General features: G+C 40.4%; 20 protein-coding genes and 1 tRNA gene. 18 read left to right on the top strand and 3 right to left on the bottom strand.

Annotated features, from left to right (window positions below; translation table 11 throughout):
- Positions 1 to 93 precede the first annotated feature (93 nt).
- The 4 genes from IGI38_RS13595 (at position 94) to IGI38_RS13580 (ending at position 5,738) form a co-directional block, all read left to right on the top strand.
- On the top strand, positions 94 to 1,458 hold the full coding sequence (locus tag IGI38_RS13595; RefSeq protein WP_438731398.1) for an MFS transporter: 1,365 nt from the start codon (positions 94 to 96) through the stop codon (positions 1,456 to 1,458).
- Between the two features lie 93 nt (positions 1,459 to 1,551).
- The gene (locus IGI38_RS13590) at positions 1,552 to 2,442 is read left to right on the top strand and encodes an AraC family transcriptional regulator (RefSeq protein ID WP_438731395.1); all 891 of its coding nucleotides are present in this window, start codon (positions 1,552 to 1,554) and stop codon (positions 2,440 to 2,442) included.
- 131 nt (positions 2,443 to 2,573) lie between these two features.
- A complete protein-coding gene (locus IGI38_RS13585; RefSeq protein WP_438731392.1) occupies positions 2,574 to 4,952 on the top strand; it encodes a glycyl radical protein in 2,379 nt (792 codons plus the stop codon).
- A gap of 3 nt (positions 4,953 to 4,955) precedes the next feature.
- Entirely contained in the window at positions 4,956 to 5,738 is a 783-nt protein-coding gene (locus IGI38_RS13580) for a glycyl-radical enzyme activating protein (RefSeq protein ID WP_438731389.1), read from the top strand.
- A 122-nt stretch (positions 5,739 to 5,860) separates the two neighbouring features.
- On the opposite strand, the gene IGI38_RS13575 is transcribed toward IGI38_RS13580, so the two are convergent.
- Positions 5,861 to 6,694, bottom strand: coding sequence for a Cof-type HAD-IIB family hydrolase (locus IGI38_RS13575; RefSeq protein WP_438731387.1), 834 nt, complete (start codon positions 6,692 to 6,694; stop codon positions 5,861 to 5,863).
- Between the two features lie 235 nt (positions 6,695 to 6,929).
- Between IGI38_RS13575 and IGI38_RS13570 the strand changes: the two genes are divergently transcribed.
- The 4 genes from IGI38_RS13570 (at position 6,930) to IGI38_RS13555 (ending at position 9,588) form a co-directional block, all read left to right on the top strand.
- Positions 6,930 to 7,844, top strand: a complete 915-nt coding sequence (locus IGI38_RS13570; RefSeq protein WP_438731385.1) for a PhzF family phenazine biosynthesis protein — start codon at positions 6,930 to 6,932, stop codon at positions 7,842 to 7,844.
- Between the two features lie 170 nt (positions 7,845 to 8,014).
- Complete coding sequence (locus IGI38_RS13565) at positions 8,015 to 8,434, top strand: hypothetical protein (protein WP_438731382.1); 420 nt, start codon at positions 8,015 to 8,017, stop codon at positions 8,432 to 8,434.
- A 33-nt stretch (positions 8,435 to 8,467) separates the two neighbouring features.
- Positions 8,468 to 9,097 (top strand): TetR/AcrR family transcriptional regulator, encoded by a 630-nt coding sequence (locus tag IGI38_RS13560; protein ID WP_438731379.1) that lies wholly within the window; start codon positions 8,468 to 8,470, stop codon positions 9,095 to 9,097.
- On the top strand, positions 9,094 to 9,588 hold the full coding sequence (locus tag IGI38_RS13555) for a flavodoxin domain-containing protein (RefSeq protein ID WP_438731377.1): 495 nt from the start codon (positions 9,094 to 9,096) through the stop codon (positions 9,586 to 9,588). The genes IGI38_RS13560 and IGI38_RS13555 overlap by 4 nt, the downstream gene beginning before the upstream one ends.
- A gap of 60 nt (positions 9,589 to 9,648) precedes the next feature.
- On the opposite strand, the gene IGI38_RS13550 is transcribed toward IGI38_RS13555, so the two are convergent.
- Positions 9,649 to 9,743, bottom strand: a tRNA-OTHER gene (locus tag IGI38_RS13550).
- A gap of 99 nt (positions 9,744 to 9,842) precedes the next feature.
- A complete protein-coding gene (locus IGI38_RS13545) occupies positions 9,843 to 10,610 on the bottom strand; it encodes a DeoR/GlpR family DNA-binding transcription regulator (RefSeq protein ID WP_438731373.1) in 768 nt (255 codons plus the stop codon).
- Positions 10,611 to 10,823: 213 nt separating this feature from the next.
- Between IGI38_RS13545 and rpiB the strand changes: the two genes are divergently transcribed.
- From rpiB to IGI38_RS13495, 10 genes are all read left to right on the top strand, one after another.
- A complete protein-coding gene (rpiB, locus tag IGI38_RS13540) occupies positions 10,824 to 11,273 on the top strand; it encodes a ribose 5-phosphate isomerase B (protein ID WP_438731371.1) in 450 nt (149 codons plus the stop codon).
- Between the two features lie 16 nt (positions 11,274 to 11,289).
- On the top strand, positions 11,290 to 11,934 hold the full coding sequence (fsa, locus tag IGI38_RS13535; protein WP_438731369.1) for a fructose-6-phosphate aldolase: 645 nt from the start codon (positions 11,290 to 11,292) through the stop codon (positions 11,932 to 11,934).
- 33 nt (positions 11,935 to 11,967) lie between these two features.
- Entirely contained in the window at positions 11,968 to 12,741 is a 774-nt protein-coding gene (locus tag IGI38_RS13530) for a triose-phosphate isomerase family protein (protein ID WP_438731365.1), read from the top strand.
- 2 nt (positions 12,742 to 12,743) lie between these two features.
- Positions 12,744 to 13,127, top strand: coding sequence for a dihydroxyacetone kinase phosphoryl donor subunit DhaM (dhaM, locus tag IGI38_RS13525; protein WP_438731362.1), 384 nt, complete (start codon positions 12,744 to 12,746; stop codon positions 13,125 to 13,127).
- A 36-nt stretch (positions 13,128 to 13,163) separates the two neighbouring features.
- Positions 13,164 to 13,586 (top strand): Lin0368 family putative glycerol transporter subunit, encoded by a 423-nt coding sequence (locus tag IGI38_RS13520; protein ID WP_438731359.1) that lies wholly within the window; start codon positions 13,164 to 13,166, stop codon positions 13,584 to 13,586.
- Positions 13,587 to 13,612: 26 nt separating this feature from the next.
- Positions 13,613 to 13,951, top strand: a complete 339-nt coding sequence (locus IGI38_RS13515) for a Lin0368 family putative glycerol transporter subunit (RefSeq protein WP_438731356.1) — start codon at positions 13,613 to 13,615, stop codon at positions 13,949 to 13,951.
- A gap of 45 nt (positions 13,952 to 13,996) precedes the next feature.
- Positions 13,997 to 14,989, top strand: a complete 993-nt coding sequence (locus IGI38_RS13510; protein WP_438731353.1) for a dihydroxyacetone kinase subunit DhaK — start codon at positions 13,997 to 13,999, stop codon at positions 14,987 to 14,989.
- A gap of 122 nt (positions 14,990 to 15,111) precedes the next feature.
- A complete protein-coding gene (gene dhaL, locus IGI38_RS13505; protein ID WP_438733374.1) occupies positions 15,112 to 15,705 on the top strand; it encodes a dihydroxyacetone kinase subunit DhaL in 594 nt (197 codons plus the stop codon).
- An 18-nt stretch (positions 15,706 to 15,723) separates the two neighbouring features.
- On the top strand, positions 15,724 to 16,536 hold the full coding sequence (locus IGI38_RS13500; RefSeq protein WP_438731350.1) for a transketolase: 813 nt from the start codon (positions 15,724 to 15,726) through the stop codon (positions 16,534 to 16,536).
- Positions 16,537 to 17,466: a transketolase family protein gene (locus tag IGI38_RS13495; protein ID WP_438731347.1), complete on the top strand. Its 930-nt coding sequence runs from the start codon at positions 16,537 to 16,539 to the stop codon at positions 17,464 to 17,466.
- Positions 17,467 to 17,508: the final 42 nt, after the last annotated feature.

The raw sequence follows: 17,508 nt of genomic DNA, 5'->3' as shown, positions 1-17,508 counted from the left end.
ATGGATTGAATGAGCTAGTTTATTCAATCCATAATTTAATGAAGAATTGAAAACGTTCGCAATTGATATCTCGCTTAAAAAAGGAGCCTTATTATGGAGACTATACAAACGAATCAATCAAAAAGAAAGGGGATAAATAAGTGGCGGCAACGTATCGGTTATGGTGTATCTGATCTTGCTTGTAATCTTATTTGGCAAATGATCTCACTGTATCTTTTGTACTTCTATACAGATATTATGCATTTGAATGCTGCATCAATTAGTTTGATGTTTGTTGTTACAAGATTTGTGGACGGAATGACAGACTTATTAGTAGGTTATTTGATTGATCATACGAATACGCGATGGGGGAAATCACGTCCGTATTTTCTTTTTGGAGCAGTACCTTTTGCACTGTTTGCTTTCCTCTGTTTCAATGTGCCAGATTTCTCAGTTTCAGGAAAGTTAGTGTATGCATATGTAACATATTTCGGTCTATCTTTGGCATACACGCTAGTAAACGTACCAATGGCTTCGATCTTACCCAGTCTTACGAATGATACGGAAGAAAGAACTGCGTTATCTACTTCACGAAAATTTTTTGCTTTTCTGGGCGCTACTGTAGTGAGTTCGACTGCTTTGGCTTTAGTTGCATTTTTCGGAAATGGAAATGAAAGAATTGGCTTCAAAATTGTTATGGGGATTTTCGGTATTATTGGGTGTTTGTTATTCTTCTTTACATTCTGTAGTGTGCGAGAATTGCCGGTCCACGGTTCAAAAAGCGTTTCGCTTAAAACCGTATTTCATTCCTTAAAACAAAACAAACCTTGGTGGATTTTTGCCGTGAACATTCTTTTTATGTGGACCAGCTTTTTCATTCAATCAAGTGCTTTAGTTTATTATTTTTCAATAGTCATTGGAAACAAAACGCTATCGATTACTGTTGCGACCATTATGTCAGTCGTTCCAATGTTTGCAAATTTTTTCGTTCCTGTACTAGCTAAAAAAATTGGAAAGAGAAATCTCTATATTCTATCCTCCAGTATTCAGTTGATTGGATTGATCATTATTATGTTTGCTGGTAAGACAATACCGGGTGTCTTATTTGGTGCATTCATTTCAGCAATTGGTTATGGAATCAAAGAGAGCATTTATTTTTCTATGCAAGCGGATCCTGTTGATTATGGCGAATGGAAGACGGGAGTCAATGTCTCTGGATCACTTTCAGCGATTAATGGTTTTTTAGGAAAAGTTGCACAAGCGATTTCGGGTGGTTTGGCAGGTGCTCTGCTTGCTTGGGGAATGTATCAACCAGGAGAAACAGTTCAAAATGGTCGAGCGCTTTTTGCGATTCAAGCGATGTATCTATACGTACCAATGATTTTAATCATCTGCTCGATTATCACGATGTTGTTCTACAACTTAGATAAAATCTATCCGCAAATAAAAACGGAGTTAGAAGAAAGAAAAGAAAAGTGAAAAACGAACTGAAAATTTGTTAAATAACTTGTATAAATCTTTCTAAACATCGTTATAATTAAAGAAAAGCTCTCTAGAGAAAGGCATAGGGCGATGGATAAAAAAACTGATTTATATGAGAAAAATAAGTATGAAAATACATCTTTTCCTTTTGAGATTTATTATGTAAAAAAATACTCAATGACTCCTCCTGGGCGGGGCTTTGACAATCTTCATTGGCACGAAGAGATCCAATACACGATAGCGACTAAAGGGAATTTGACAATCCAGGTCAATGGACAGAACTATCTTCTCAAAGAGGGGGAAGCGATTTTCATTAACTCCCAGTATTTGCATATCACTAAAGAGATGGATGAGGATGGGCGTTACTTTAGTATCAATTTTAGTACAAAACTATTGTCTTTCTTTCTAGGTAGTATGATGGAACAGGAATATGTGGTTCCTTATGTGAATGATTATCTGCTCCCTGTTATCGTCTTCAAGCAAAAAATTCCTTGGGAAAAACAAGTATTGAGCCATTTTTATGAAATAGAAAATGTTTATTTAAACAAAACGGACATAGCTTGGGAGTACAAAATATCTTCGCTATTATCTCAAATTTGGTATTTGATTTTGTCCCATGCAGAGGTGAAGCAGAAGGGGAATATCCAATTCCTGAAAAAGAAACAGGAGAGAATTCAATTGCTGATCAACTTTGTAAAAAATCATTTTACGGAAGAGTTGACCATTGAAGATATCGCAGCATCTGCGCATATTTCTGTTTCGGAGTGTACTAGATGTTTTAAAGAATATACTGACTATTCACCTTATGAATATCTAATCCAATATCGAATCTCTGAAGCATCGGCATTGTTGCTGCAATCGAATCAAACTATCAATAATGTCGCGATCAAAACTGGCTTCAGCGATACGACTAGCTTTATTCGTGCATTCAGAAAAAGGGTTGGACAGACCCCGCTGCAATATCGAAAAGCTCATAGTTGAAAAAAACTTGCCGTTCTAGCAAGTTTTTTATTTTTGGCAAGATATGCCTATTTTTTGGTTAGATATCAGAACAATTCCTCTAATAAATATCGTATGTTAAAGACATCACAATAAGTATGGAGGTTTTACTGATGGAAGAATACCTGAAAAGAATTCAACGAATGAAGGAAAAAGTGACGAACACACGCCCGGAGGTTGATTTGGAAAATGCTCGTATACTGACTAAATCTTTTCAAGAAACAGCAGGACAGCCTTTGGTTATTCAGAAAGCGAAGGCGTTCAAAGCTCAATGCTTAGAAAAAACGGTGAAGATTAATGCTGATGAATTGATTGTGGGCTGTGCCGGAAGTAAGCTGCGAGGAGGGATCATTTGTGCAGATACTTGCTGGTCGATTTTGGATGATGAGCTTGAAACGATTAGTGAACGGAAATACGATCCATTTTATCTGAGTCCGGAAGACAAGCAAGTCTTTCTCGATGAGATTAAACCTTATTGGAAAGGGCGTTCAACGTTTGAAGCTTGGCTAGAACAAGTTCCTGAAGAAACAAAGAACCTGCGAGATACTGGTGTCATTTATATCAATCGGAAAGCTGTTCGCGGTTTCGGTGAAGTAACGGCCGGTTATAAACAAGTGATCAATGAAGGCTTGGAGGGAATTCGCAAAAATATTTTGATTCGAAAAGAAGCACTTGATCTGACGAATGCCGGTGATTATGAAAAAGATACTTATCTGCAATCATTGCTGATTACGATGGATGGAATAGAACAACTGGCGCGCCGCTATGCTAAAGAAGCAGCCAAAATGGCACTCTTGGAAAAAGATCCGATTAGAAAACAAGAGTTAGAAACAATTGCGGAAACTTGCGAACGCGTGCCCAAATATCCCGCCCGAAATTTTAGGGAAGCGCTGCAATCCTTATTTCTTTATCAAATCTCAATTTTTATGGAGCAAAATGCTGCCAGCTATAATCCTGGAAGAATGGATCAATATCTCTATCCATTTTATAAAAAAGACATCGCTCAAGGGGAATTGACAGAAAAACAAGCACAAGAATTATTGGATTGTTTGTGGGTGAAATTTAGTGAATCCTGTCTTTTCCAGGATGCTGAAACGGCTGAATTTGCGGCTGGTTATCCGATGTTTCAAAATGTTTGCGTTGGTGGGGTGGACACCACAGGAAAGGACGCAGTAAACGAGTTATCCTATCAAATTTTGCAGGCGACGATGGATGTGCAGTTGTATCAGCCCTCTTTATCTGTGCGGTATAGTTTAGCTAAAAATCCCAATAAATTTCTACGCAAAGTGGTAGAACTAATTAAATTAGGGACGGGATTTCCTGCGTTTCATAACGATGATATTGGGATTCGCATGTTGATGAATAAAGGTATTTCGTTAAAAGAAGCCTTTGATTGGAATCCCTGCGGTTGTGTCGAAACAAATTTAGAAGGACGAACCAAGCAATACACAGCTTTAGCGGACATCAATTTAGGTAGTATGTGCGAGTTTGTATTCACCAATGGTATTCACCGCAAAACAGGCAGAAAAGTATCGGTTGAAACAGGAGAACCTAGTGATTTTAAAGATTATGCGGCTTTTGAAAATGCAGTTAAGGAGCAGTTGATGTATGCGGTCAGAGCGTGTGTGATGGGAAGTCATGTCATTGATGAGATATGTATGGATCGTCCAGTACCAGCCCTTTCTCTCACTCATCGAGAATGTGTCGAAAAATGTTTAGACTACTCGCAAGGCGGCGCCAAATACAATGTCGGCAACGGTATTATTTTGATTGGTGTGGCCGATCTGATCAATAGTCTGGCGGCGGTTAAATCGTTAGTTTATGATCATCAACTATTATCCTTGGAGGAATTGATTCAAGCAATAGATGCAGACTTTGTTGGTTTTGAGGAAATCAAAGAAATGTGTGATCGAGCACCGAAATATGGCAATGATAATGAAGATATCGATGACATTGCTAATGAAATGTTTACCTTCATTGCAGATGAAATCGAAAAATATCATAGTAAATTTGGAAAAATGACTCCGGGTATTCTTCCTGTGTCGGGCAATACACCGTTTGGTTTGGAGGTCGGTGCGTTACCATCCGGAAGAAGAGCATGGACGCCGTTAGCTGATGGCGTGAGTCCTAGCGGGGGAACCGATACAAATGGACCGAGTTCAGTTATTAAATCTGTATCTCATATTCCACATGATCGTTTTGTCCAAGGAACACTCTTGAACATGAAAGTAGAACCTGAGCTATTAAAAAATGAGGCGGGGATCGCTCAAATGATGGCTCTGTTAAAATCAGTTTGTTCTTTAGGTTTGTTCCATGTACAGTTCAACGTGATTGATCGTGAAGTTTTATTAAAAGCTCAGGAGCATCCTGAAGATTATAAAGGACTATTGGTTCGAGTTGCCGGTTATACCGCTTATTTTGTTGAACTAGGAAAGGATGTTCAAGATGAAATCATTGGCAGAACGCCGCAAAAAGGCTTTGTCGCAGGTTGATTTATGGGAAAGGGAACGGTATTGCGCATAGAGAAAACATCGATTTATGACGGAGAAGGCTTGAGAACGGTCATCTATTTAAAGGGCTGCCCATTGAGATGTCAATGGTGTTCGACACCAGAATCGCAAAGCCGAAAAATTGAAAAAGGATTCGGTCAGATTATGACAACGAAGGAAGTAATGAAGGAGATTGAAAAGGACGCTGTATTCTTTTTTCATTCGCAGGGTGGAGTGACGATCAGCGGGGGAGAAGCGTTGGTTCAAGCAGATTTTGTTCAAGAGCTCCTGCAAGAATCAATCTATTCAGGAATTAATACCACTTTAGAGACCAGCTTTTATGTTGATTACCAAGTAATACGGAAGGTGGGTCCGTTCTTAAGCTCACTTTATGTTGATATAAAGCTTTTCGACTCCGAAAAACATCAGCAGTGGACAGGTGTGTCCAATGAATTGGTATTACAGAATCTCAAAAAATTTGTTCATGAATTTCCAGAGTGCCCAGTGCATATTCGAGTTCCTGTTATTCCGACAGTCAATTTGAACCATGCAGAGCTATTGAACATTGCTCAATTTGCTGCAGGTCTGCCTTCCGTGAAAGACTTAGAATTATTGCCGTATCATCGTTACGGACTGCAAAGTTATCAGCAATTAGGGATGGAATATGTTTTGAAAAATATAGAAACACCAACTAATAAAACGATGATCGAATTAACAAAATTTCTTTCAGAAAAAGTTGCGGGTTTAAGGATAATAACCTTGTCAGAAAGCTTTAAAAAAGACACATAAGAGAGCCGTATCATTTTTGTAGAATAAAAAGAACAAGCTAAGCAGGTTGAAGTGATCGCTAAGAATTAGATTTTTGATCTAACTTTTGAGTTCAATTCAGATACTTAGCTTGTTTTTGTCAATTAAAGATATTTCGCTAGTCCAGCCGCAATACCATCTTCATCGCAAGAAAGCGTCACATCATCAGCGATAGCTTTCAACTCATCGACAGCATTCCCCATGGCGATACCGATTCCAGCATACTCAATGATTGATCGGTCATTTTGTCCATCGCCGAATGCGATCATATTGTAAGAGTGGATTCCCAGATCAGGGAAAACGGCGTTCAATGCTTTTGCCTTGTCGATTCCTTTATCTGTGAACTCAAAATAAAAAGGCGCAGAAAAGGCGGCAGTGATTGTCTCGTCAAAAGGTTCATGAATGGCCTTGGCATTTTCCTGCAAATAATCGGGCTGTGCAGCTATCAAAATCTTATTGATCGGGAAAGTAGCAAAGGCGGCTAAATCATCAATTTCACAGAGTTTGAAATTCCCGCCGCGGGATTCATACTCAATAATATTGAAATCGCCCTCCGGTAAATGCAGCGTATTGTTGTAAACGTCATTTACATAAAGATAGTCTTCTTTGTCAATCATCGGAATAACATCAAACTTTTTCAAGTGATCCAAGATGGCTTGTCCTGTTTCAATGCTCATTGCTTGATTGAAAATGACCTCCTTTGTCAGACAATCCGTTACTCGAGAACCATTATAAGAAACGAGATAGCCTTCGTATTTTGTCATTTCTAATTGATCTGCTAATCCTAACATGCCTGTTGTTGGGCGGCCAGAAGCCAAAATAACTTTGATCCCATTTTCTTGAGCCGTGATCAAGGCCTGTTTTGTTTTTTCAGAAATTATTTTTTCTGAAGTTAATAATGTACCGTCGATATCCAGTACGATTGCTTTGATATCCATTTCATCACATCCTATTTCATCTTACTTTTAGTCTACTATCGACTAGAAATGATGTAAATGGTTTCATTTGTAAATGACGTTGGAAAATACTACTCAAAAGTGCGGCAATTTTCGTTTGGAATTTTAAAATGCAAACGAAAGACACCCCCTTCGATGAGCTGCTTTCTTCGCTTTTATTTTCGATTCTGGGTACTATACTTGATGAGATCAAGTATAGATGTAGGAGGAGTTTGATTTGCGAGAATTTAATTATGAGTTGATCGATGTCTTTACAAAGGAACCGTTTGGTGGAAACCAATTGGCTGTATTTAAAGATGCAACAGGCTTAACAGAGGCAGAAATGCAGAAGATCACGCGTGAACTAAATTTATCAGAGGCTACTTTTATTACAAAAGTGTCAAAAGAGCGAGCGACTGTTCGAATTTTTACTCCGAGTCGAGAAGTGCCGATTGCTGGACATCCAACAATTGGAACAGGGTATGTATTAGCTCGGGATGGGGTGATCGAAACGACTGGCGGAGAAAATTCATTTGTCTTTGATGAGCGGGTCGGTGAAATTCCCCTCAACCTTTTCAAACGGGACGACAAAATTGTGAACGTTGAAATGGTTCAGCCAATCCCTGAATTTAAGGCTATTTTTAGAGATAAAACGGTAATTAGTTCATTGCTTTCGATTGATTCAACGGATATTTCTGAGAGTGCGCCGATGCAAGTAGTATCAGCAGGTGTTCCATTCTTATTCATTCCTATAAAAAATTTAGCAGTGATGAAACAAATAAAATTTAGACAAGATGTTTGGGAGAGAGAATTTTTAGCTAAAGAACAAGCGGTTGATCTCTTTGTTTTCACACAAGAAACGGTTGATACAAAGGCAACGGTCCATAGTAGAATGTTTGGCCCAACGATGGGGATTTCGGAAGATCCAGCGACCGGGGCAGCAAGTGGTCCATTGGGAGCATACTTGACCCACTATAACCTGGTTTCTTCAGAAATGCCTAATCAATATAGGATTATTAGTGAACAAGGGATGGAAATCGAACGACCAAGTCAGATTGAAATAAATGTAAACTACACTGATGATGAGATTAGTTTTGTCAGTATCGCTGGTTCATCGGTAGATATAGGAAGAGGCACACTCTTTTTACCGTAAAAGTAAATAAACCATAACTCTGCCATAACCACTGTTAATCCAGTAGTTATGGCGGTTTTCGTTTATTTAAAGGGAACAGGGATAAATCAGTCATTGACAAGCTAACGATCGTTCGCTAAAATGAAATCATAAGAGAACGATCGTTAGCCAGGTTCTGAAAGGAGTTCATTATGAGTTTGTATTTCGGAAGTGCAGTGTCTATCAAGACAACTATTCTACTAGCTATTTTTTTAGGACTATTGACCGTTATTGTTATCAAGAGGAAGGAAATTCGCCATTGGGGTTGGCTGACGTTGGGGATTTTTTCATTCGGGTTGTATATCTGTACTGTTGGTGCGATGAGAGATGAGCTTCATCTCACAATTCAACATGCGATCGATGGATCAGGACAACCAGGGATTTTTTCATTAGTCAGTCTTCAAACGATTGTCGGATCAGTTTTAGGAATAGTTATTGTTGTTTCGGCCATTCTGTGTGTGTTTCTTAGAAAACAAATCATTCGAAAACGATTATTTTTTGTCATTACAGGAAGTATGCTAATAAAAATACTGACGATTGAATTATCCAGGATCATTTTGTTTGTATCTTAAACTGTAAGAAATAGCATGAAGGAGGATGAACTCATGAAAAAACAAAACACCAAAGAAAAAATTTTACTTTTAGCGCTAAAGCTTTTTTCTACAAAAGGATTTGAAGGAACATCGGTGAGAGATATTGCGAGAGAAGTAGGGATCAGAGAAAGTTCAATTTATAAGCATTATAAAAATAAACAAGCGATTTTTGATTCCATTTTGGCCTATATGGATTCCTATTATAGTGAAAAAATGCGGACACTTGATATGCCCTTAGGCGAACTCGAGAAAATCGCTAAGGACTATGGCGAAAGCTCCATTGATTTTCTTTATCAAATAAGTGCTGCACTATTCTTAATGCGTTTTAAGGATGAAACAGAAATTCAATTTAGACGCATGCTGACGATCGAACAATTTTCAAATTCTAAAATAAAAGAGACCTACAAGAAGTATTTTATTACCGATGTTTTAGATTACCAAACTGCACTATTTACAGAAATGATTAAGCAAGGGCGTTTTATTGATTGTGATCCAAAAATCATGGCCTTACAGTTTTACGCACCCATTTATACCTTGCAGAGTATGTATGAAGGACAGTTTGAGAAAGAAAAAGAAGTTCTCTCCATTTTAAAGGAACATATTTCCCAATTCGATTCGAGATATAGCATGAAAGGAAAGTGAACACCGTGAGAACCCTGATAATCTATGCATCAAAAAATGGTTGTACGGAAGATTGTGCTAGATATTTGAAAGAAAAGTTAGGTAAAAATGCCGTAGTAACGAATGTCGAAAATAAGATACCTAAAATGGATGATTTTGATACGATTTTAATAGGTAGTTCTGTTCATATGGGGAAAATTCAGAAAAAAATCACGTCTTTTTGTAGACGCAATAAAAGTCAGCTGCTCGGAAAAGAGTTGGGTCTATTTGTTTGCTGCTATACAAAAGAGGACGAAGAAGGATTTATCGAATCATTATTTGATAATGAGCTGTTGAACCATGCCACAACTACCTCAATTTTTGGTGGAGAAATGAGGTACGATAAATTAAATATTGTTTATCGAAAATTATTTGAGTCTTTAAACAAGGTTGAGGGATTTCGCGAAGGATTTACCGAGCCAGAGATAAAGTATGATGAAATCGATAAGTTTGCGGCGATGTTTACAAAATAAAAAAAGGAAGTACAAAAACGTCGGATACGTTTGTTGTACTTCCTCTTTTTATTATTCCAACGTGGATGATAGGAATCGAACCTACACCTCGCATTAAATGAAACAAACCGTCGTTTTAAGTCCCACTTCTGAGTTTAAACACCAAGTTCATCCACAAATTGAGTGTACGATGGCTAGCTTATAAAAAGCTTAAATGGATGATAAGAAATGGTAAAAGATTGAGAAACATTCTAATAAAATCTTTCTCAATCTTTTCAATTTAAAAATGTAACCACTGAACCGTAATGATCTTTTACTTCATCAAGTACCCCACCATCCGTAATTAAAGCTGTCAGTTGAGGCAAGGTAGCAAATGTCGCAATTGATTTTTTCTCAAATTTTGAGCTATCAATCAAGGCGATTGTTTGCGAAGCTAACTCTACCATTCGTTTTTTTAATTCTACTTCATATAGATTGAAATCTGAAAGTCCCTCTGTAGCAGAAATGGCGTAGGCGGAGGTAAACAAGGTATCGATGTTGACCTTTTTTAGAATTTCTATTCCTAAAATACCTTCCACCGCATTTGAACTGCCTTTAACCACACCGCCGATTAATACAACTGTTAAATTCAGATTTTCCTTTAAAAGGGAAGCAGTACGAAGCCCATTCGTTAACACAGTGATGCGTAAATCAGATTGACTAATAAGTTTTGCTAACTCATAACAGGTTGAACTAGCATCTAAAACAATACATTCACCGTTTTCAATCAGCGGAAAGGCCTTTTTGGCGATCTCGGCTTTCTTTTCGATATTCTTTTGTTTTCGAATGTCATAGTTTTTATCGATTTTCAAGGTTTCGTCTTCTTTCGAACGAGTGGCCCCACCATGTGTTCGGATCAGCATATTATTATCGCTAAGATAATTCAGATCTGAACGGACGGTTGCCTTTGAAACAGATAGTAGATCGGTCAAGTCATTTACGGAAATAGAATCCCGTTCCTGCAGTAAAGCAAGGATTTTTTCTCTTCGTTGATTTGTATACATAAGCGGGTCCTCCAAAATATCTAATTGAATATAGTATAAAGCAAAAGGAGAGAAAAAACAACACATAGTAATGATTTTGTTTTCGTTTTTAAATTCAATATGTAGTTTGTTTTCGTTTTAGAGGAACTGAACGAAAACAAACGAAAATAATGATTGACAAAACGAAAGGAGACACTTATTATGAGGGTACAAAAAGAAAAAGGAGAGAGCAAAATGAAAATTGGAATCGGTTCAGACCATAATGCGTTTGAGATGAAACGTGAATTATTCGCGTATATAGAGGCAAAAGGCTTTGAAGTGAAAGATTATGGCTGTTTTTCTCCAAATGAAGTTGATTATCCAGATATTGCCTTTAATGTTGCCAACGGGATAGTGAATCAGGAAATTGATCGTGGAATCCTCTGCTGCGGAACGGGGATTGGAATGGCGGTAGCAGCCAACAAAATTCCTGGTGTACGAGCGGCACAAGTTCACGATACCTATTCTGCCGAACGAGCACAACTAAGCAACAATGCACAGATCATCACGATGGGGTCAAAAATCATCGGCGTCGATGTAGCCAAGAAAATCGTCGACGAATACTTATCGGTTCATTTTGAAGGCGGCAACTCCGCTAGAAAAATTGATCAAATCATGGAGAAAGAAGCAGAGCGCGTTAAATAGAAAGGGCGATAAACAAATGAAATTCTTTTTAGACACAGCAAATGTAGAGGAAATCAAACGAATCAACGCACTAGGTTTAGTCGACGGAGTTACCACCAACCCAACAATCATTTCGAAAGAAGGTCGCGATTTTAAAGAAGTCATCACAGAAATTTGCGCCTTGATCGATGGACCAGTCAGCGCGGAAGTGATCGCACTGGATACCGAGAACATGGTAAAGGAAGCCAGAGACATCGCGACTTGGGCAGACAATGTCGTAGTAAAGATTCCTATGACCGAAGATGGCTTAAGAGCAGTCAACATCTTATCTAAAGAAGGGATCAAAACCAATGTGACCTTAGTTTTCACCATCGCACAAGGCTTGATGGCAGCCAAAGCTGGTGCAACCTTTGTTAGTCCTTTCGTTGGACGCTTAGATGATATCGCGACCGACAGCTTGGCCTTGATTAGTAACCTGAAAAAAGTCTTGACTCAATACGGCTATCAAACCGAGATCATTGCAGCCAGCATCCGCAGCTTGAAGCATGTGGAGGATGTCGCTGAATTAGGCTCTGACATCGCGACGATCCCAGGCACATTGTTCCCTAAACTGTGGTCACATCCATTGACCGATGCTGGAATTCAATCTTTCTTGAAGGATTGGGAAGCCTTTAAAAAATAATTCATAGAAAAAGTTTTGAAAGGAGGAAACATCATGCGTAAACCAATTGTCGGCATCAGCTTAAAACTGTATCAAAACCAGATTGACCAAGCACGAGATTTCGCTCATGCGATCGTCGAAGAGGTCGGTGATGAGAAAAAAATTGAACAATTCATGTGTCCGGGGATGGGCGTACTTTATCCGGTCGCGATGATCTTGAAGGATTCAGAGATCGGACTCGGTTCGCAAAATATCGCTCCGGCAGCGAACGGGGCCTATACTGGTGAGTTTTCCATCGAATCATTAAAGGAAATGAAGGGCAGCTACGCGGAGATCGGCCACATCGAACGGCGAACGATTTTCAATGAAACCGACGATATGATCAATCAAAAAGTCCGCTTGGCGCTGGATTATGAGGTGACACCGGTATTGTGTATCGGCGAAGTGACCAAAACAGATGATTACCAGGAAATCAAAGCTTTAATGAAGAAACAGCTATTCTTAGATTTATTTCAAATCAAGGGAAATCAGGCAGAAAAAATCATTTTAGCCTATGAACCAGCCTGGGCAGTCGGAAAAACCTGTGCAGCCAGTGCGGTTCATGTGCAGCAGGTCCACGGTTTGATTCGTGAATGTATCAAAGAATTATATGACATTCAAACAGCGGATAATATCCGCATCATTTACGGCGGCTCGGTCTCACAGGAAAATACAAAACTGATCGTTTCAGATGAAAATGTCGATGGTGTGTTTGTTGGACGCTTCGGCCATAATCCGAATCAATACGCGACGATCGTTGAAACTGTCAAAAAGGTAAAGGGGGAGTAAAAATGTTTGGTATTATTCTCGTTTCCCACAGTCAAAAAATCGCTGAGGGGACAAAGGAAATGATCGAAGAAATGACAGGAACCAACGAGGCCGTGCGGATCATCTCTGCCGGCGGGACTGGCGATGGGCGTCTGGGGACGAATTCCGTCATGATCATGGAGGCGATCGAAGAGAATGCCGATTGCGATCACATCTTGATTTTTTGTGATATTGGAAGCGCTATATTGAGCTCTGAAACGGCGATCGATCTGATCGATGATGAAGAGCTGGCGGCGAAAACAGAAATCATGGATTGTCCATTAGTTGAAGGGGCATTTGCGGCAGCTGTTCAGGCAACGGTTTGTCAGGAGAAGGAAACAATTATCCAAGAGTTAGCACAGCTGTAAGGCTTTGTTGAATAAAAAAAGTGAGGAGCGAAAAAAATGAAATTTCTGAGAAGTATGGTAGGATACATGATCGCTGGCACTATTGTCATGTCTGTTTGGAATGAATTAGGCAGTTTTGGCATCTTCGGCGGTTACTTGGCAGCTGGAATTATTATTGGACCAATGTGGTTTATGAATCATTATCTGAATTTGACCGGTAACGAAGATGACGCAGCATTTGTGGATATGGGGCTGGCGATCGGTATCTGTGGGATTGCACGAGACACGTTTATGCAAGGAACCTCTGTTTTCTCTGACGCATTACCAACAATCGCGTTAGTTATCGTGGGTGCTGTCATTGGTGGAGTCGTTGCAGCGGCGTTTGAAAAGAGTGTGGCGAAAGAAGAACAACGTGACGAAAACGCACCAGAACCAGGAATGACCGAAAAAGAGTTAGATCGCTTAGTTGGCGAAGAATAATCCATTAAGGAACGGAGGAAAAATAAATGACTTTGGGCTTAGGACTAGCAACGATATGTGGCGGATTTTTATTTCCATTTGTAATTCGCATGGCATGGGGAAAAATGGTGGAGCACTGGGGACCGATCGGCGGCTGGATGGCAGCATTGTTTATTGTTGGAACCGTTTGGTGTATTAATCACGGCATTTCAACACCGATGATCGCGCAAACAGGCGCGTGGGTGGATCAAGGGCTGGCAGCCGGCGTTGGTGTTTGGGTAGCGTCTGCTCTAGTGGGCGGCAATGTGAAAAAATCGCTTCCGAAAATTGCAGCCGCAGTATCAGGCGGTTTGTTAGGCGGCTTGTTATTGTCTTTATTCTTATAAAAATATTAGTAGAAAAAATCAACTAAAAAAAAGGAGATTGGGAAAATGAAACGTTTAATCAATGATGGTTATGAAGTAGTAGAGGAAATGCTGGAAGGTTACGCAGCAGCGAACAAACAATATGTGACATTAGACTTAGAAAACCGCGTAGTTGTCAGCAAATTAATGAGCGACGAAGCGCGTGTACGAGTGATCGTCGGCGGCGGATCAGGTCATGAACCGATGTTCTTAGGCTATGTTGGGAAAGATTTCGCGGATGCGGCGGTTGTTGGAAACGTCAATACTTCACCGGCTCCGGATGCTTGTTACGAAGCGGTGAAAGCGGTTGATAGTGGGAAAGGTTGTCTCTATTTATATGGAAATTATGCAGGCGATGTGATGAATTTCGATATGGGCGCGGAAATGGCGCTGGAGGAAGACGGTATTCGCGTAGAAACGGTAACGACAACTGATGATGTTTATTCAGCGAAAAATAAAGCTGATCGTCGCGGCGTGGCTGGCGACTTGCCAGTCTTCAAAGTGGCCGGAAGTGCGGCGGCCAAGGGCTACGATTTGGATAAGGTCAAAGCGTTGACGGAAAAAGCTAATGACAATACCTTCTCATTAGGGGTGGCATTATCTTCTTCTACCTTGCCGGTTACGGGCGAAGTGATTTTCCAAATGGATGAAGGCGATATGGAGATCGGCATGGGGATTCATGGTGAACCGGGTATCGAACGTCGTAAAGTTGAAAAAGCGGATGTGATCATTGATGAGATTATGAAGATTATCCTTGAAGATTCTAAGATCGCGGCTGGCGATGAAGTCTATGTATTAATCAATGGCCTAGGTGCCTTGCCAGTAATGGATCAATATGTCTGCTACCGCCGGGTTGATCAAATCTTGAATGAAAAAGGCATCAAGATCCATCGTACAGATGTCGGAAACTTCGCGACTTCGATGGATATGGCCGGGATGTCCGTTACGTTAGTGAAGCTGGATGATGAGATCAAAGAATTGCTTGATGCGCCATGTGATACACCTCATTATAAATTGTAAGAAAAGGATTTCATTTCTGGTATCAGGTTTTTTCAAAAGAACACGAATTTAGAAAGAATGAGGTGTGCTTTATGAGTGAAATGGTGTTAGATAAGCAGTTTTTTGCCGACAGTTTAGCGAAAATGGCAGAGCTTGCGGAAGTAAATCGTGATTATTGGACAAAATTAGATTCAGACATTGGCGATGGCGACCATGGAATAAATTTAAGTATTGGATTTAGAGCCGTCAATGCCAACTTGCAGGACAATTTAGAAAAGGCGGCAGACGTCAGTGCACTGCTGAAGAAATCCGGCATGCTGCTGTTGAGTAAAGTCGGCGGCGCATCAGGCCCCTTATATGGCAGCTTCTTTATCAAAATGGGCAAAGACGATACAGGCAAAGAAACAGTTACCTTCCCCGAATTTGCCGGAATGTTGAAAAATGGTGTCGAAGCCGTGCAGCTTCGGGGAAAAGCGGAATTACAGGACAAGACCATGATTGATGCGCTGCTTCCGGGGATCGAATATTTAGAAGAACACAAGAATGATGAAGATTCGATCGCAGTGATGGAAGAAACCGTCGCGATCATGAAGCAAGGAGCAGACTCGACTATTCCTTTGGTTGCGAAAAAAGGGCGGGCGATGCGTTTAGGTGAACGTGCCGTCGGGCATAAAGACCCTGGTTCGGAATCATCGTGGATGCTGATGAATGTTTTCTTAGAGGAAATGAAAAAATAGGGTGAACGGAAGATTACTATGACAATTTTAGAACAAAAAGCATTGGAGCTGCGGGAGTGGATCATTCGCTCTCTGGCTTCAGCCGGATCGGGGCATCCAGGCGGATCACTTTCGGCGATCGATATTTTAACGACTCTTTACTATCAAGAAATGGATATCTCGGTGGAGAATTACGATCAAAAAGATCGCGACCATTTTATCCTTTCCAAAGGACATGCGGCACCGGCGTTATATACGGTTTTAGCAGACAATGGCTTCTTTCCGAAAGAAGAACTGCTTGATTTGCGAAAATTCGGCTGCCATTTACAAGGACATCCCGATCGGATCAAGACGAAAGGCGTCGATTCTTCCAGCGGCTCGTTGGGACAAGGATTATCGATCGCGAATGGTTTAGCGCTGGCTCAGCGTTTGGATGGAATTCAAAAACAAGTCTATATCTTGATCGGCGACGGCGAGCTGCAGGAAGGTCAAGTCTGGGAAGCAGTCATGACGACGGCCCATTACAAGTTGAATAATGTCATTGCTTTTATTGATAACAATGGCTTGCAGATCGATGGAACGAACGATCAAGTAATGGGTGTGAAAGATATCGGTAAGAAATTTGAGGCCTTTAATTGGAATGTATTGACTGCTGACGGACATGATTTCGCTTCATTAACAAAAGCGATCCAAGAAGCAAAAGATCATGAAGCAGGGCCGACCGTCATCGTCTGTCAAACGACCAAAGGCAAGGGTGTCAGCTTCATGGAAGATAAAGTGGGCTGGCATGGTAAAGCCCCTTCGTCAGAGGAAGCCGAAAAAGCGCTCGCTGAGCTGAAGGAGGCGTTCTAAATGAAAAAAGCTACAAGACAAGCCTACGGCGAAACGCTGGTGAAACTAAAAGAACATCCAGAGCTAGTAGTGCTGGATGCTGATTTATCGTCCGCAACTAAAACCGATATTTTTGCCAAAGCGGCACCGGAAAAATTCTTCAATATGGGAATCGCAGAAGCGGATATGATCGGCACTGCGGCGGGATTAGCTTTAGGCGGCAAGCGACCATTCGCCAGCAGTTTTGCCATTTTTGCAGCCGGCCGGGCTTATGAACAAATCCGCAATGCCGTTGCGTATCAAAAACTAAATGTGACTATCGCTGCCACTCACGCCGGAATCACAGTTGGTGAAGACGGTGGTTCGCATCAAGCCATTGAGGATATCGCATTGATGCGAGTGATTCCTGGAATGGCAATTCTTAATCCTGCAGATGATTTGGAGACAGAAGCAGCAATTGAAACGATTTTTGAACATAATGGTCCAGTATATCTTCGCTTGGGAAGGTTAGCGGTTGAACGAGTGCATAGCACAAAACCAACATTCACAATTGGAAAAGGTGAAACCTTAGCATCGGGAAATGCAGGTACAATAATTGCAACTGGCTTAATGGTTCAAGAAGCTTTGGCAGCTGCACGACAATTAAAGGAGCAAGGAATCAATGTTCGAGTATTAAATTTTTCTACAATTAAACCACTGGACGAAGAATTGATTATATGCGCAGCAAAAGAAACGCCATGGTTGCTCACAGTTGAGGAACACAGTGTAATTGGCGGGCTTGGTAGTGCAGTATCTGATTTTTTATCAGAGCATCAACCAACAAGGGTTGTAAAAATAGGAATTCAGGATCAATTTGGTCAATCTGGTGCTCCAAATTTACTGAAAAAACATTATGGGGTGACTGCTGAGCATATTGTTGAGAAAGCTATTCATTTAAATCAAACCGTTTAGCAACATTGATTTTTTTACGCCTGTTTGAGCTTTAACAAGTGT

Source organism: Enterococcus sp. AZ128, from assembly GCF_051714485.1.
Taxonomy (GTDB): domain Bacteria; phylum Bacillota; class Bacilli; order Lactobacillales; family Enterococcaceae; genus Enterococcus_A.
This window is presented reverse-complemented; position numbering and strand designations above follow the sequence as displayed.

Excerpts from the sequence above, each read along its gene's own strand:
- IGI38_RS13595 (WP_438731398.1), top strand. The coding sequence starts at position 94 with ATGGAGACTATACAAACGAATCAATCAAAAAGAAAGGGGATAAATAAG.
- IGI38_RS13590 (WP_438731395.1), top strand. The coding sequence starts at position 1,552 with ATGGATAAAAAAACTGATTTATATGAGAAAAATAAGTATGAAAATACA.
- IGI38_RS13585 (WP_438731392.1), top strand. The coding sequence starts at position 2,574 with ATGGAAGAATACCTGAAAAGAATTCAACGAATGAAGGAAAAAGTGACG.
- IGI38_RS13580 (WP_438731389.1), top strand. The coding sequence starts at position 4,956 with ATGGGAAAGGGAACGGTATTGCGCATAGAGAAAACATCGATTTATGAC.
- IGI38_RS13575 (WP_438731387.1), bottom strand. The coding sequence starts at position 6,694 with ATGGATATCAAAGCAATCGTACTGGATATCGACGGTACATTATTAACT.
- IGI38_RS13565 (WP_438731382.1), top strand. The coding sequence starts at position 8,015 with ATGAGTTTGTATTTCGGAAGTGCAGTGTCTATCAAGACAACTATTCTA.
- IGI38_RS13560 (WP_438731379.1), top strand. The coding sequence starts at position 8,468 with ATGAAAAAACAAAACACCAAAGAAAAAATTTTACTTTTAGCGCTAAAG.
- IGI38_RS13545 (WP_438731373.1), bottom strand. The coding sequence starts at position 10,610 with ATGTATACAAATCAACGAAGAGAAAAAATCCTTGCTTTACTGCAGGAA.
- rpiB (WP_438731371.1), top strand. The coding sequence starts at position 10,824 with ATGAAAATTGGAATCGGTTCAGACCATAATGCGTTTGAGATGAAACGT.
- fsa (WP_438731369.1), top strand. The coding sequence starts at position 11,290 with ATGAAATTCTTTTTAGACACAGCAAATGTAGAGGAAATCAAACGAATC.
- IGI38_RS13530 (WP_438731365.1), top strand. The coding sequence starts at position 11,968 with ATGCGTAAACCAATTGTCGGCATCAGCTTAAAACTGTATCAAAACCAG.
- dhaM (WP_438731362.1), top strand. The coding sequence starts at position 12,744 with ATGTTTGGTATTATTCTCGTTTCCCACAGTCAAAAAATCGCTGAGGGG.
- IGI38_RS13520 (WP_438731359.1), top strand. The coding sequence starts at position 13,164 with ATGAAATTTCTGAGAAGTATGGTAGGATACATGATCGCTGGCACTATT.
- IGI38_RS13515 (WP_438731356.1), top strand. The coding sequence starts at position 13,613 with ATGACTTTGGGCTTAGGACTAGCAACGATATGTGGCGGATTTTTATTT.
- IGI38_RS13510 (WP_438731353.1), top strand. The coding sequence starts at position 13,997 with ATGAAACGTTTAATCAATGATGGTTATGAAGTAGTAGAGGAAATGCTG.
- dhaL (WP_438733374.1), top strand. The coding sequence starts at position 15,112 with ATGGCAGAGCTTGCGGAAGTAAATCGTGATTATTGGACAAAATTAGAT.
- IGI38_RS13500 (WP_438731350.1), top strand. The coding sequence starts at position 15,724 with ATGACAATTTTAGAACAAAAAGCATTGGAGCTGCGGGAGTGGATCATT.
- IGI38_RS13495 (WP_438731347.1), top strand. The coding sequence starts at position 16,537 with ATGAAAAAAGCTACAAGACAAGCCTACGGCGAAACGCTGGTGAAACTA.